The 15,063-nt window shown below is 40.1% G+C and carries 16 protein-coding genes; 7 read left to right on the top strand and 9 right to left on the bottom strand.

The window, feature by feature from the left end; translation table 11 throughout:
* Positions 1 to 54 precede the first annotated feature (54 nt).
* On the bottom strand, positions 55 to 969 hold the full coding sequence (locus K0S23_RS02165) for a C40 family peptidase (RefSeq protein WP_300353616.1): 915 nt from the start codon (positions 967 to 969) through the stop codon (positions 55 to 57).
* Between the two features lie 184 nt (positions 970 to 1,153).
* Here K0S23_RS02165 and K0S23_RS02160 point away from each other — a divergent pair, with 184 nt between their 5' ends.
* Positions 1,154 to 2,767, top strand: a complete 1,614-nt coding sequence (locus tag K0S23_RS02160) for a S41 family peptidase (RefSeq protein ID WP_300353614.1) — start codon at positions 1,154 to 1,156, stop codon at positions 2,765 to 2,767.
* 1 nt (position 2,768) lies between these two features.
* A complete protein-coding gene (locus K0S23_RS02155) occupies positions 2,769 to 3,260 on the top strand; it encodes a DUF1573 domain-containing protein (protein WP_300353611.1) in 492 nt (163 codons plus the stop codon).
* 264 nt (positions 3,261 to 3,524) lie between these two features.
* Here the strand turns inward: K0S23_RS02155 and K0S23_RS02150 are convergent, their stop codons facing one another.
* Positions 3,525 to 3,992, bottom strand: coding sequence for a hypothetical protein (locus K0S23_RS02150; protein WP_300353609.1), 468 nt, complete (start codon positions 3,990 to 3,992; stop codon positions 3,525 to 3,527).
* Between the two features lie 171 nt (positions 3,993 to 4,163).
* On the opposite strand from K0S23_RS02150, the gene K0S23_RS02145 reads away from it, so the two are divergent.
* From K0S23_RS02145 to K0S23_RS02125, 5 genes are read left to right on the top strand one after another with little or no spacing between them, the layout of a single operon-like run.
* On the top strand, positions 4,164 to 4,781 hold the full coding sequence (locus tag K0S23_RS02145; RefSeq protein ID WP_300353606.1) for an L-threonylcarbamoyladenylate synthase: 618 nt from the start codon (positions 4,164 to 4,166) through the stop codon (positions 4,779 to 4,781).
* A complete protein-coding gene (locus tag K0S23_RS02140; protein ID WP_300353604.1) occupies positions 4,778 to 5,344 on the top strand; it encodes a gamma-glutamyl-gamma-aminobutyrate hydrolase family protein in 567 nt (188 codons plus the stop codon). Before K0S23_RS02145 ends, K0S23_RS02140 begins: the two co-directional genes overlap by 4 nt.
* Before the next feature lie 29 nt (positions 5,345 to 5,373).
* Positions 5,374 to 6,639, top strand: coding sequence for a nucleoside recognition domain-containing protein (locus tag K0S23_RS02135; RefSeq protein ID WP_300353602.1), 1,266 nt, complete (start codon positions 5,374 to 5,376; stop codon positions 6,637 to 6,639).
* Positions 6,636 to 7,139 (top strand): hypothetical protein, encoded by a 504-nt coding sequence (locus tag K0S23_RS02130; protein ID WP_300353600.1) that lies wholly within the window; start codon positions 6,636 to 6,638, stop codon positions 7,137 to 7,139. Before K0S23_RS02135 ends, K0S23_RS02130 begins: the two co-directional genes overlap by 4 nt.
* Positions 7,140 to 7,143: 4 nt before the next feature.
* On the top strand, positions 7,144 to 7,644 hold the full coding sequence (locus tag K0S23_RS02125; RefSeq protein ID WP_300353597.1) for a GNAT family N-acetyltransferase: 501 nt from the start codon (positions 7,144 to 7,146) through the stop codon (positions 7,642 to 7,644).
* Positions 7,645 to 7,817: 173 nt separating this feature from the next.
* Here the strand turns inward: K0S23_RS02125 and K0S23_RS02120 are convergent, their stop codons facing one another.
* From K0S23_RS02120 to K0S23_RS02090, 7 genes are all read right to left on the bottom strand, one after another.
* The gene (locus tag K0S23_RS02120) at positions 7,818 to 8,336 is read right to left on the bottom strand and encodes a hypothetical protein (RefSeq protein ID WP_300353595.1); all 519 of its coding nucleotides are present in this window, start codon (positions 8,334 to 8,336) and stop codon (positions 7,818 to 7,820) included.
* Complete coding sequence (locus tag K0S23_RS02115) at positions 8,336 to 8,875, bottom strand: Smr/MutS family protein (protein WP_300353592.1); 540 nt, start codon at positions 8,873 to 8,875, stop codon at positions 8,336 to 8,338. Before K0S23_RS02115 ends, K0S23_RS02120 begins: the two co-directional genes overlap by 1 nt.
* Positions 8,865 to 9,815, bottom strand: coding sequence for a site-2 protease family protein (locus tag K0S23_RS02110; protein WP_300353589.1), 951 nt, complete (start codon positions 9,813 to 9,815; stop codon positions 8,865 to 8,867). The genes K0S23_RS02115 and K0S23_RS02110 overlap by 11 nt, the downstream gene beginning before the upstream one ends.
* A 34-nt stretch (positions 9,816 to 9,849) precedes the next feature.
* Positions 9,850 to 10,743, bottom strand: a complete 894-nt coding sequence (locus tag K0S23_RS02105; protein WP_300353586.1) for a hypothetical protein — start codon at positions 10,741 to 10,743, stop codon at positions 9,850 to 9,852.
* On the bottom strand, positions 10,743 to 11,564 hold the full coding sequence (locus K0S23_RS02100) for a phosphosulfolactate synthase (protein WP_300353583.1): 822 nt from the start codon (positions 11,562 to 11,564) through the stop codon (positions 10,743 to 10,745). Before K0S23_RS02100 ends, K0S23_RS02105 begins: the two co-directional genes overlap by 1 nt.
* A gap of 45 nt (positions 11,565 to 11,609) precedes the next feature.
* Complete coding sequence (locus tag K0S23_RS02095) at positions 11,610 to 13,010, bottom strand: tetratricopeptide repeat protein (protein ID WP_300353580.1); 1,401 nt, start codon at positions 13,008 to 13,010, stop codon at positions 11,610 to 11,612.
* Between the two features lie 320 nt (positions 13,011 to 13,330).
* Positions 13,331 to 14,770: a nidogen-like domain-containing protein gene (locus tag K0S23_RS02090; RefSeq protein WP_300353577.1), complete on the bottom strand. Its 1,440-nt coding sequence runs from the start codon at positions 14,768 to 14,770 to the stop codon at positions 13,331 to 13,333.
* Positions 14,771 to 15,063: the final 293 nt, after the last annotated feature.

Raw genomic sequence — 15,063 nt, 5'->3', positions numbered from 1 at the left:
TTCCTGTTAATTAAGCAAATCCTCCTTGATGATTTTGATATTTATAATTTAAAATCATTCCCCTTTTACATAGGTTCCGATTGCATAAAGCCGTTTCAGCCAATATTCCGAATCCTCGATGTTGGTGACAATAACTCCCTTGCTTGAACTCGCATGTATCATTGTCAAAGGTTCGCCTTTAGCAGAAATAACAATCCCAACGTGAGAAATTCCCGAACCGTTATTGAAAAATACCAGGTCCCCCTTTTGAGCGTTTTTCTGTTTCACTTTCGTAGATGAATTGTACTGATCTTCGGCCCTTCTGCTAAGAGAAACTTTAAACTCTTTCATTACGTAACTTGTAAAACCACTGCAGTCAAAACCATCCACATCCACGCCCGACCATTTATATGGAACACCTAACTGTTTTTTCGCATACTTAACAATGGCTTCCCGTTCCTGGGATGTTGCAGCTGTTTCTCTGATTTCAGGGGCATCCACAACCGGAGCATTAATTTCTCCCGGCACATCCAAATCCGGAATACGGTCGAACAAACCAAACAGGATCTGTTGGATCTCATCAAATTTCGCCTGTTTACCTTCGGCTTTATATGCCAGTGCCTTTTTTACCAAATCCCGTTTCAGCTGGGAAACATGATTCAAATGCGTATTAAAAACTTTGATTCCTTCCGGAGAAGCTATTACTACACTGAACAATTCCCTTGCCTCCTGCAAAGCTTTTGGATGGAACTCGGCCCACAAACCCTGATCTGCCAATTGAAATAAAGCTAAACTTTTGTAGAATTCAGGCTTGTATGAATAATCGTAATCCGGTTGGTCAAGCAAACGGTTCGCTTTGCGCAAAACCATTTTGTAATGTCCCTGATCGTATAATACCTCCAGCTTATCCAAAGCCTTTACCTGACCAAATGATGCAAAGGAAATGCAAATCAAGCCTGTCAATAATACTAAAACTTTCAACTGTTTCATATTTGAGTATACGTTTTAAAATTACAAAAAGCACCTGTTGGGTCAGAGAATAAAAGACCAACATTCAATTGTTGGTAACTCCGGATTCAAATTATCTTTTTTTAACAGGAATCGGGAACTTAGACTCTTTCTAACAAGTTGATTGAACGTTTTATCATTATATTAGTATTCTTAAGAAAATTGTATGAAATATTATGGCGTTTTGATGGTACTTGGCTTAAGTATCCACTCATTTATATCTATCGCTCAAAAGGTTCCGACCGAACCGAAATCACCTTCAAATGGTCAACGCCTGGACGAGATATTCACCTACGTAGACAAATTATACGTTGATCCTGTAAACGACAAAGAATTAATGGATGCTGCAATAATCGGCATGCTGGAAAAACTGGATCCGCACACGGTTTATATTCCGAAGGATGAAGTTGACGCAGCCAATGTTGCAATCGACGGAAGCTTTGTTGGAATTGGAGTTCGTTTCCAGATTCTGAAAGATACCCTGATGGTTGTTGAGACAATTGTAGGCGGACCTTCCGAAAAACTTGGAATCCGTGCAGGTGATAAAATTATAGCAATTGACGGTCAGAGTGTTGCCGGAGTCGGCTTAAAAAACAACCAGGTTCGTGAAAAGTTACTGGGTGAAGCCGGAACAAAAGTACGTGTAGACATTATGCGTAAAGCTCAGAAAAAACCGATCAATTATGTTATTACGCGTGATAAAGTTCCCGTAAATTCAGTTGATTGTGCTTATATGGTAAGTCCGAAAATCGGGTATTTAAAACTGACTTCTTTCTCTCGCAGTTCACATGATGAGATCAAAAAAGGAATGGATAAACTAAAAGCCCAGGGTATGGAAAGCCTGGTGCTGGATTTACAAGGAAACGGCGGCGGATTACTTTATGCAGCCCAACTGATTGCAGATGAGTTCTTATCCGACAATAAATTGATCGTTTATTCCGAAGGCCGTGCACAACCGCGCCAGGATCTCAATGCAGGAAGAAACGGATCATGGGAAAAAGGAAAAGTGGTTATCCTGATCGATGATAATTCGGCTTCGGCTTCAGAGATTCTTTCGGGTGCTATTCAGGACTGGGACCGCGGATTAATCGTCGGGCGAAGAAGCTATGGCAAGGGCTTGGTACAAAGACCTATCGACCTTTCCGACGGTTCTCAGATGCGCTTAACAATTGCACGTTACTTCACTCCTTCCGGACGTTTTATCCAGCGATCATACGAAGACATTGACGATTATAAAAACGAATATATGCGCCGTTTTATGCATGGAGAATTCTCTCATATCGACAGCATCAAACTTCCTGATTCATTGAAATTCGAAACACGGGTAACAAAAAGAGCTGTTTACGGCGGCGGTGGCATTATGCCCGACTTCTTTGTTCCGATCGACACATCCGAAATTACAGATCTGTATCGTACGACAGTTCAAAACGGGGCCTTTACAAGTTTCCCTTTAACCTATGTAGATAAGAACAGAGATGAACTACATAAAAAATATGAGACGGTTGACCAGTTCATTTCCGATTTTACTGTAGACAAAAAACTGATGGACGAGTTCTTTGCATATGTGAAGAAGGAAAACAAAGACTTTGAATTCAAAGAAGATCAGTATAAGATCAGTAAGGATATTATGGAACTGAGATTGAAAGCAACTATTGCTAACGATTTGTTCGGTATAGAAGCCTTCTATAAGATCTATAATCAAAAGAATGAAATTCTTCAAAAAGCAATCCAATTGCTTGAATCAAATGAATACGACAAACAAAAACTGGCATTAAATTAAAATGAAAAAAAGAAGTTTCTTTATTAGCCTTTTAATCATTGGCGGAACATTGAGTGCTTGTTCAGACAAGACCGAGAAGACAGAGGACAACCTGGTTATGGAAGTTGCAGACGATCCTGAAACGATCAAAGCAAACGAACAAGCTTTAAAGGAATTAAAAAAGCAGCAGCAAATTGAAGCTGAATCAGTGACCTCTATGAAAATAGACAAAGAGATTCACGACTTCGGAAAAGTAACGGAAGGTGTTGAAAACCATTGCACATTCACTGTTACGAATACCGGCAGTAAACCTTTGGTTCTTTCGGATGTTAAAGCAAGCTGCGGATGCACTACACCAAGTAAGCCCGAAGGTCCTATCGCCCCAGGAAAATCCGATAAAATAGAAGTTGGATTTAAACCCAGCGGAAAAGGTGTTAGTGAAAAAACAATTACAATAACTGCAAATACGGAGCCTCGCATCACAGTAGTGAAAGTGAAGGCAGATGTACAATAATGATGAACCCTAAGTAGGTGCGCGATTAATCGGGAATTAATCACAATACGCACCCATTTTTATTTTCTACCACAGATGCACAGATAATGAGAGGCGCTTACCAGTCGCCTCTTTTTTTGTAAACCTCTAAATCATTGATATTATTAAAAAAGGCGAGTGCGGTAGCCGAGCAAAAAATCTGCGTATCTGTGGCAAATGAAAAGTATTGTACTTCAGAAAATGGCTTGGGTGCGAATTATACATATACCCCGATTAGTCACGCACCTATATCAATCCTTTCAAAGACGCCGATTTCTTAGCATATGACTCAATAGCAGTTTTCGTCGATTCTTTCAATTTACTGTATCCGGCAATAATTGCAGCCACATCTTCGTCAATATTTCCATTGTATTTCAATTGCTTGGGTGCATTTTCCTGAATCAGCAAGCGCAAGAAACGGTATTCCACATTTCCGTCGTTTGATTTGATCTCAGACTCAAGTACTTTCTTTCCGGAATTGAACAAAGTCATTTTATCTTTTGCCGTTTTTTGGAACTGAGCCGCTTTCATTTGTAGAGCACCTTTAAAAGCCTTTACTTCAGAAGACTCCTTCGCATCTTGTAATCCATCCAATTGTTTTTGTACCAGTTCTTTTGAGTTACTGGCCAAAGCGCTGTAGATCGCTTTCCTGTCTAATTGAGCACTTGCATTAAAAGTGAAAACCGTAAGGGAAAGAAATATCAGGAATTTCATGAGAATTGTTTTGTGCAAAGATACTTAGTTAATTCAAAATGATGAATGCAAAATTCAAAAGGTCCAATTCAATTAGGAGGATTTGTGATTTCCACTTTTTGCATTTTGGTTTTTGCATTTATAACGGCTTATCGGCGAATTTCACTAAATTTATATTACAAATCATTTAAGATGTTCATAGAAATTAATCCGGATAATATTGACAAGCGACTCGTTCAACAGGTTGTGGATGAATTGAAAAAAGGTGGGATCATTATTATTCCTACCGATGCAGTATATGCGGTTGCGTGTGATGTTATGAACAAAAAAGGGCTGGCTGAATTGGCAAAATGGAAAGACATTAAGCTTTCAAAAGCAAACTTTTCCATTATTTGCTCGGATTTGAGCCAGGTTTCAGAATATGTAAGACAATTAGACAGGAATACTTTTCGTTTGCTGAAACATTACCTGCCCGGTCCTTTCACCTTTATCCTGGATGCAACAAATGAAGTGTCCAAATTATTTGATTCCAGCAAAAAAGAGATCGGGATCCGTATCCCGGACAATAAAATTGTGCAGGAAATTGTAGAGCGATTAGGAAACCCGCTAGCTGTTACATCTCTTCATGACTCTGAAGATGAGATCATGGATTACTTCGTGGATCCGGCTTCTATTTACGAACGCTATGACGACCAGGTTGCCGTGATTATTGATGGCGGTCCGGGGAAACTGGACGCTTCCACGATCGTGGATTGTACTAACGGAAACGCAGAAATTATTCGCCAGGGAGTTGGCCAGATAGATTTATGATCGTAGTAATAGATTGCGGAAGTTCCAAAACACCATTGATTGAATCCATTCTTTATGAATTCATGGATACACGTGTTGTTCCTCTTTTTGAATTCCAGAGAGAGCTCCATGCCGACGCGCTTGGTTTTGTGATCTCTGGTGCACCGATCCTGATCACAGAAGTTGATACGGAACCTTACTTAAAGCAATTTGAATGGCTGAAAACCGAAATGAAACCCGTATTGGGAATTTGTTTCGGGCACCAAATGCTTGGTCTAACTTTCGGGGCACTTTCCAACAGGCAACGGGAAGACCGCGATTGGCAGATTGTTGAAGTCATTGCAGAATGTCCGCTTTTTGAAAAACTTCCGGTAGAAATCGAATTGATGGAGGACCACTGCGAAGCTATTAGTATCCCTAAAGACTTCATACACGTTGCGGTTTCCGATGCGACAGTGAATGAAGGAATGATGCACCAAACAAAACCATTTTACGGAGTACAATTTCATCCCGAAGTATCCGGGAATCACGGGGTAATCATTCTTGAAAACTTTGTTCATATTTGCGAAACACATTCGAAGTAAGCGAACAATTTAATCCCGACTTTTGACTTATGTTATTTAATCGCATTTGGATTGGTTTTTTCCTGATTGCCTTTTTGGTTGGGACAAGTAAGTTGATATTCTGGCAAGACCTGGATATCTACAAACGCATGATGGAAGCCTTGTTTGCTTCTGCAAAATCAGGTTTTGAAATCTCTTTAGGTCTTACCGGCGCACTTTGCTTTTGGCTTGGATTCATGCGAATCGGGGAAAAAGGCGGAGCTGTTCAGTGGCTATCCCGATTAATTTCACCTTTATTTATACGCATTTTCCCCGAAATCCCTAAGAATCATCCCGCGGCTGGATCTATCATGATGAATTTCAGTGCAAACATGCTAGGACTGGATAATGCAGCAACACCACTGGGTTTAAAAGCAATGCAGGAAATGCAGGAATTAAATCCAAACAAAGAAACTGCTTCCAACGCACAAATCATGTTCCTGGCCTTGAATACAGCAGGCTTGACAATTGTTCCGGTCAGTGTTCTAGCTATTCGAGCTCAATTTCATTCAGATAATACCACGGAAGTATTTCTTCCAATTCTAATTACTACTTTCCTATCTGCCCTATTTGCATTGATCATCGTTGCTATCAAACAACGAATCAAATTGATAGATCCGGTAGTGATTGCTTATTTCCTTGGAGGCATGGGCTTCGTTTCATCTCTACTTTTGTGTTCGCTTTGGTTTCCGCAATATACGGAAGTCATTTCCAACATCCTGGGAAATGGGATTCTCTTTGCAATCATCCTGTTATTCCTCCTCCTTGCCATTCGTAAAAAAGTTGTCGTATACGAAGAATTCATAGAAGGTGCAAAGGAAGGTTTCCAGGTTGCAATTACTATTATTCCTTATGTCATCGCTATTTTATGTGCCATCGGATTATTCAGAGCATCAGGAGCATTAGACGCTGTTCAGGATGGATTGGTTTGGTTTTTCACTTCAATCGGAATGGTACACACTGAATTTGTGGAAGCCCTTCCTGTAGGATTAATCAAACCTTTCAGTGGATCAGGTGGACGTGCAATGATGCAAAGCATTATAGAATCCAATACAACTGCGACAGTTAAAGGCGTGGATACTTTTGTAGGAAAAATTGCCGCTACCATGCAAGGCGGAACAGAAACCACCTTCTATATCCTGGCAGTTTATTTTGGTTCCGTGAAAATAAAAAACACAAGATACGCAGCCGGTGTGGGATTAATCGTTGATATAATCGGGATAATTATCGCTATCTTAGTATCATACATGTTCTATCAAGTTCCGGCAGTCAAATGAATTGGTTTAAGCGCATATTTGGAAAAGAATCTTTAGAGCGGAAGCAAAAGAAGGTAGCTGTTAAAAAAGCAAACACCGAATTTGCAGAGTTTAACTATCCGACTAAGATCATTTTAGCCTGGATCAAGGCATTGGAAGGCCATAAAGATCTGGAGAAATTCCTTTACGAGAACGGATACGAAGAAATCTTCTTTGTAAACCAGGCCATCCAATTAAAACAGGAAGCAAGAGATTGGCTTCTTAAAAACGGTTATCCGCATTTGATGGCTTTCGTGAATGCCGCTGAGGGAAATGAAAGTGCACAGCACTGGCTACAGCTTCACGGCTTCGAATTTTTATACAATGCAGCAATTGCAATTGATGACGAAGAATCAGGCTTCAAATGGTTGAAAACTCACTCAGATGAGTTTGTTTTCGGATTGATCAAAACAATTAAAAAAGTCAAAGACAAGATCGAATTCAACCATAATGACATGTATTCCTTCGGAAAAGATATTTAATAATATGATTACTCTTCGCTTAGCAACATTAGAAGACGCTCCGGCGATTCAGGAGATTGCTGAAACTACCTGGCCAATTTCTTATGCCGGGGTTATCTCACCGGAACAAATCCGCTACATGCTCGATCTGATGTACAATCAAATGAAGATCACAACTGCAATCCGTGATCCGCAACAGGCATTTTGGCTTGCCGAGGAAAATGGAACTGTTTTAGGGTTTTGCGGAATTGAACACGGTTATCCGGAAGCAGGTTTTACCCGGATCCACAAATTGTATATCCTTCCGAGTACACAAGGTTCCGGTTTGGGGAAAATCCTGCTTGACCAAGTGGAAAAGGAAGCCCGAAAGAACGGAAACAGTAAACTTCACCTCAATGTCAACAAACGAAACAAGGCTGTCGGATTTTATCACAAACAAGGTTTCACCACCGATCGTGAAGAAGTTATTGATATTGGCAATGGGTATGTGATGGATGATTTCGTAATGGTCAAATTACTGAATTAATTTCGTGTGCTTGTAAGAATTTCTTTAGGATTTTTTTTCAACCGCAAAGAAGAAAAAGCAAGGCCTTTGAAGACGAAGCATAGTCAGAAATGACGTTATGCAAGGTAAAGAGCGCAAAGAGAAACAATAAAAGGTTCAAGCTCCTAATAGCAATAAAGAATCAAAGTGTTTTTTTAATGAATCGATTTTCTCTTCTTTTTTCGAAACACCAGTTTTAGTGTCAGAAAACTTATTAACGCTGCGAAAATAAACAGCAGATCGAAGAAAAAGGAAAAAGGTGGAGCTACAATTCTTTGAGGTATCAGGAGATTACTCAGTTCCGGAGAAATAACTAAAAGCAATTCCATACCCAGCACCAGGAATACAATAAACAAAACCGTAGCAAACACTAAAGGAATTAAATACGTAACAGGTGTGTAATCAATCGCTTTTTTATTCCTGCAATTATAGGCAATAGCAGGAATACTGGCAGTAAAAAAAGCACTAACCATTCCGTGTAACGATTCGGCTCCGATCAGGACTCTCCCTCTTACTTCCGCATATTTTTTGAAACACCACAGAATATCCATGTAACAAAATGCTGCCAGGACTATTATCGAAACACTTAAAATACTGACCACTATTCGAACCGAGTGATCTGTACTTTTCGGAGCGATTGGTTTTAGGTCATCAATTAATTCAGATTCATTCATTACCAATTCGGGTGGAATTCAATAGCTGTTGCTCCTTTACCATATTCCAGGAAATCCGCGTCATACACTTCGATCTGATCTTGTTGTGCTAAATAAGTCCGGATCTCGTTTTTGAGAACACCTTCTCCTACCCCATGGATCACTACCAATTTATGGATTGCCTGATTTTTTGCTTTTTTGAAAATCGCACGAAACTCCGACATCTGTTTAAGCAGAATCTCCGTATTCGACATTCCTTGCGTAGATTCGAGGATCTCTTCAATGTGAAGATCTATTTCCCAAACCGTCCTGGGCTTCTTTACCCCTGTCCGCTCCTGGATAATCCGGAAGTTCGTTTCCGGTTCCATGTCTTCTTTGGAAATAGTAATTTCATCATCTGCATATTTTTCGGAATGAATGAAGACCAGCTCATTCAAGGGAAACCAACGGTCAAAACCCGAATCATCCGTTACGTGTGCGCGGTTACCCTCGAAACTCAAGATAATTCCATCTCCTTTTTCATACAAGAAAGAAACTTTTTGACCGACTTTAAACTGCATAGATTTTATTAAAAACACCTTGACTCCACATCAGGTAGATGGGGCCAAAAATAGCTAAAATCCAGGCAATGATAACCAAAATCTTCCTGAATGCGTTTAAATCCTGCACCATTGGCGGAACCAACATATTCTTCACTTCATTAGCTACCACAGTTTTGGTTTCCTCCCCTTCCATGTTCTCAACGAATCGCCGGAGACCGGGTGTGTTTTCCAACACATGGTTTTTCACAAAGTGATAAGAACGATCAGAAAGATTATCGTAAGTTGAATTAAAATTCACATCGTCTTCTTTCAGGCCTTTATGGATCAAATACCGTCGGTGAAGACTGCGTACCTGGAATCCCATTAAAAATCCGAAAACCAAAATGACATAGAATTCCATGAAATAACCGATTGCAATCAGTGCAAGTGAAGATATGAAAGAGAAAATTACCTGGAACAACTCTATCCGTTCGAAAAACAGGATACTTAACATCCTGCCCCCGTCCAAAGGAAGAATCGGAAGTAAATTCAAAATATTGACAGCAAAAAGAATCATAGCGGATTCAACCATCCATAGAATTTCGTATTGAAATCCGAAAATCCAAAAAGCAACACCCAGAATTATTCCCGGAAAGGGTCCGGCCATTACAACCATCAGGCTTTCCCTCTGGCGATATGATTCTTTGTGACCATGAACAAATGCCCCCATGAGCGGAAGGAACAACATCCGTACATTTTCATACCCATAAAGTTTCATGAACAGGTAATGTCCGCCTTCATGAATTATCAAAACGGCAATTAACTCAATCAGGAAAGTAATCTGACTATCGAAAAACAAGAGGAAACTTAAGGCAAATAACATCAGAGAGAACACCGTTACAGCAATATGTCCCTGCCTTATGGGTTCTTTTTCCAAAAATGGTTTTGGCGGATAGAGAGAATTAAAATCGTTGTCCATAATGTTACTAATGTACAAAAAATCGTTCTCAGAATCAATTATCAGACCAAGAAATCAAGGGGTCTTTCTCCCAAATTATGATTTTTTTGTCATCTCCGTAAGTAACAAAGGTATGCTTGTTAACCAGCACAATCCCATTAACCGAACGGTTATGTCCGCCCTGTTTGAATTCAATGCGTTGTTCTACTTTTGAGAAATCAGCGTTCCAGACTTTAACCGTTTTATCCAGGGATGCTGTAATAAATTGATTTCCAATTCTTATTAATCCGTATATCGTTTGATAATGTGCCGGAATACGTTTAATCAATTTATAATTCGAATTGCTTATTGCTATATGTGCATCTCTGCCACCAGTGATAATCTCCTTTTTTACCGGATCCACGAAGAGTACGTTGCTTCCCAGTTCATTGGGTTCCCAGGAAGCGATTTCATTCCAATTCTCACTGGAAAAAACCAGAACACCGATCAATTGAGTACTTACAAAGCACAACTTATCTGCAATGGTGATAGCCCTGATCTTACCGGCTGCCAATGGAAGGTGAAGTACCCGTTTTCCCGTGTGTGATTCCAATACCAGCAAATTCCCTTCCGAATCACCGCCTATCAACCAATTCGGGGTAGTATCGATCGCTAATGAAAACCAAGCGTTTCCAAAGAAATTATGTTCCCAGACAATCTTTTTGGTTTCCGTATCAATACACAGCAAAGTGCCATCGGTGCACCCGATAAAGCAAAAATGATCTGCAGCTTCAACCGTATAAGCTGCATGTTCCAGTTTTACGGTAAAAGAAGAATCCTGTATGCCAGCTGTTAAATCCCAGCGCGTTACATACTTATCCCCGGAAGAACTGTACAGAAATTTACCATCCCAGGAAGCCGAATAAATCGGTCCGGCATGTCCGCTCAATACAGTCTTTGCCTGGAACATTACGCTTCTTCTTCCTCTTCAGGCTCGTCTGAGTCTACTTGTTTTAAGCGTTGCGCATAATCTTCAGGAAGGAATTCAAAGAAAGTATCTCCTCTCAATCCAAGACGCAGACATTCCAATGGAATAACTTCATTGGGTGCTATATTTCCCAAATTCACGTTTGCTCCGAACAATTTGATAAACCAAACCTGCTGGTTCTTTTGAGGAGCTTCCCATAAAATATCTTCAGGCTTAACCTTTGCAATAATTTTATTGATCAGCATGGTGTGGGCAGTTCCGTTCGGACGGAAAACACCTACATTACCTGCTTCACGGCCTTCTGCGATTACTTTCCACGATCCGGCTTCCAATTCTGAGCTCATCATCTTAATCCATCTTCCCGGACTAATCAAAATTCCCGAATCTTTCGACCCGACTTCAGAAAGTACTGTTCGTGTTTTTGCCATGCGCTGGATCAATTCCAGCTTTTCATTATGATTTATGATGATAGAACCATCGGAAATTTCCGCCAGGTCCAGATCATACTTATCCAATAAGCGCAAGTAATCTTCAAAGCGGCCACGGGCATAAAACGCTTCAAAAAGCGTTCCGCCAAAATAGGGTTTTAATCCTGCCTCGCGATATAACTTGAGTTTTTCTTCCAGATTGGCTGTAACAAATGCTGTTCCAAAACCAAACTTTACTATGTCCGTAAGGTGTCCGTTTGCCTGAATGAAGTCTTCTGCTTCTCTCAAACTTAAACCCTTGTCCATCATCATTGTAATCCCGTTGTTACGCGGTTGTTTTGTACGTTCCGGAATGTGAGGTAAACTAAAATTCATTTTTTGGTAAATTGGGATAATAGTGACACATGTCAAAATAAAACTCTAAGAGCGTGTCAAATTTACTAATTCCTGAACATCTGCCAATTCCGGATAGCGAATAAATACATCTTTTGTTTTTCCGGGATCTTTATCGAAAGACTCAACTAACACTAATTTAGCACCTTCGTGATTTCCGGCTACCCAATTCAGGTAAATAATCGGGAGAACCGAAAAGAACAACTGATGCTTCAGAACATAGCCTTCCACAAAGGTTCTCGCCTCACCAACCCGGTGTTCCAGCAAGAAATCCACATAATCAAAGAAACAATCTTCATTGGCAGGATCCAGAGTTAAACAAGCAAGATAAGCTTCTTCTGCTTCCACAAACATTTCTGCATTTTCAAGCGCACCGGCATACACATGGTAATAACCATCCATATTCGGTTCGATTTCCAATGCTCTTTCTATGTAATGCAAACTTTCCTTCGGATGTCCCTGTAAATCTTTCACAATCCCTAATCCAAGCCAGGCTTCAGCCAGGGTCGGAGACATCGACAATGCTTTTTGGTAAAAATCCCAGGCTACCGTCAAATTGTTCAGCTGCTCATTTGCTTCACCCAAATAACAATAGGTCAAAGGATCATCTCCGTCTATTTCAATGCAGCGTTCGAAGGATTCAATGGATTCCTTGTATTGTTCAATTGTCAGCTGGGCATTTCCCATATTGAAATACGCCGGTGAAAAACGATCATTGATTGCTACGCAATATTCATAGGCAGTAATGGCATCGTTGAAATTTTCTTCTTTCGAATAGGTATTCCCAAGATTGTACCAGGCAGTAAAGGAGTATGGATTGTCATCTAAAAACCGCCTGTAAGTCTGAATCGCCTGGGCATTATTCCCCAACTGATCGAAACAGAAGGCTAATTCGTACAATGCACCTTCATTCTTAGGGTTTGAACGCATTGCTTCTTCCAGGACCTCAACGGCCGCTTTAAAGTCTTTTAATTGCTCCAATTCTGTTGCCAAATCAAGAAAGATCTCGTCCTTCTCCTCCCTGTCGGCCAATTCCAAGGCCCGGCGAAAGAAGTTTACAGCTCTTTTACTGTCTCTCAGCTGACTAAAAATAGTTGCTTTTGTCAGGTAAAGTTCCATTGATTCCGAATCGATCTGCTCCGCCGTATCCAATAATTCCAGCGCCTCTTTCAATTTTCCTAAGCCAGACATTGCCTGAGCTCTGCGGATTTGGAACAAGGTATTGAACGGATATTGCTGGATTCCGATTTCAGCAGCCAATTCCCCTTTGGAGTAATTTCCATTCATTAAGTAATGATCTATGATTGCTTCCAAACGATCGCTATCAAAAAACCCAACCGAGTTGGTCTCCAGCTGCGATTCGAAACGCGCCAAATCATCATTTAGATGGTTCTCAAAATTGTCATTATCGTCTTCCCAGTCAAACATACGCTATGGTTGAGTTTCTATAAAATTAGGGAAAATTGGAGGAGGGACAAAAACATTTAGGAAAGTTTATGAACAGGTTATTAAAAATCCAAAATGAGAATGCAAAAGTCAAAAAGGGATGTCAGGATATATAAGATGTTAGGCAAAAGATTTGAGACGGAAGGCTAAAGACTTATTTACTTAAGAAATAGCGAAATTGCAACATTGCAACATTGCCATATTGCAATGTTGCAATGTTCAATAATGGAAATTCGAATTTTTGGAAACAAAAAGCCCGCTATCGGGATAATAGCGGGCTTAGCAAAATATACTGTTATATCTTAATTTTTAATGAAGCGTGTACTTGAAACCTGGTTATTGTTTGTCACTTTTACAATGTAAATACCTGCGTTCAAATGAGCGATACCGATCGTTTTTGTTGCTCCGATTTCAGCTGAATAAACCGAATTTCCAAGTAAATCAAGCAATTCTACAGAAGCTTGTTTTCCATTGTTCAGCTGGATATTTAATTTATCATTAGCAGGATTCGGATAGATCGAGAAGGTATTGTCAAACTCATCCAAACCAAGTGCGTAGCTTTGAACATTAATCGGAATCGATTTGGTAGTTGTAGCAACCGGTATTCCGTTATCAGTTGCTGTAATGATTACATTGTACATTCCGGGAGGAACCAATGTAGCGTCAAAAGTTACATCTACCGTTACGAACTCATTTCCAATCGGAGTCTGAACAACCGAAACAGCATTCGGATAAGCCGGACACGTTACATTAATTTGCAAGGACTGGTTAATCTCAGGTGTTGCAACCATTACCGTAAAATCGACCGTGTGAATTGATTTCAAAGTATCTCCCGAATACACATCAATCGTATCGCAAATTCCAGCCGCAATTACCATTGGAGGTGTATTGGAAGAGCTTGCTCCGGCAACATTGAAATACATTTCCATATTATCGAGGAAATCTATCTGATCCGAATTATTGTAAGGACCGTCGAAACCTGTTCCCGGCTGATCAAATCGTCCTACCTGGAAATAATCTACTCCATTCCCATAATTCACACCGACTGTAGCCGGTACTCCGCCATAACCGGCAATTCCGCCTGAGGCGTCACCTGTTGTCCATTGCATATCTTCATAACAGAAAGAAACGTTGTTACCGATCGGTACCAGTGGATCTGTTCCATCTGAAATAATTAATTGAAACGTATTCGTTTTATCTCCATGCGTATTAAAATACCCCACATGATCCCAAACTACTACCAATGCATTCGGAGTCAGTTTATACCATACACTTCCGATATTCCCGGTCATAGTAGAATCCCGTGTGTCTACATCACCCCAGAATGGCGCAATCATGTTATAGCTTGAATCCGGGAAAGGATTTGCTGTAAAGGTGCTGTATTGGCCTAAAAAAGAGATGTTCCCGTTATTGTTTATATAGAGTGAATTATATGTGTTCCCATAAAAATCAAAGGTGAAAGGAAGCGTAATAAGGTTCGAATAGTAATCATCATTCGGCGTCATTGCCAGGATGAATGTAGTATCCAAAGGAACCATACAATTACAAACCCCATTTTTTTCCTGTGAACCGGAATAATGGATAACAGGATTGGAAGTGTTTGAAGTCAGTTGATAATTTACAGCAGGATCCAATGTTCCACTTACTTTCATCTGATTGTAAGTTTCCTCAGAAATCAATTGAGTGGTTTGACCAAAGGCAAGCCCTGAAGTCAACGAAATGAATAGTAGCAATCTTTTCATAAGTACAAGTATTAGAGTTTCTAAGATAACGGATATTTAGTTGACGGGTTGGCTCATACCCTGCTTAAGTTCAAACCCTTAACGATTTAATTCCTTGACACATCAAATATTAACATAAGCAATAGTTTTTAGTTAACCACATAGGTTTTAACCACGAAGAACACTAGGACCCACGAAGGATTTTTTTTGGATTGTTGCGAGGCCTTCTTCTTGGATTTGCGGATTGTACCACAATAGGTACATAGTTCACATAGCTTTTTAGCGTTTCAGAAAGAACAAGAAATGTCGTTCAT

Origin of the sequence: Fluviicola sp., from assembly GCF_029266855.1 — a bacterium.
Taxonomy (GTDB): domain Bacteria; phylum Bacteroidota; class Bacteroidia; order Flavobacteriales_D; family Crocinitomicaceae; genus Fluviicola.
Note: the sequence above shows the minus strand (reverse complement) of the source record. Positions and strands in the feature narration are given on the sequence as shown.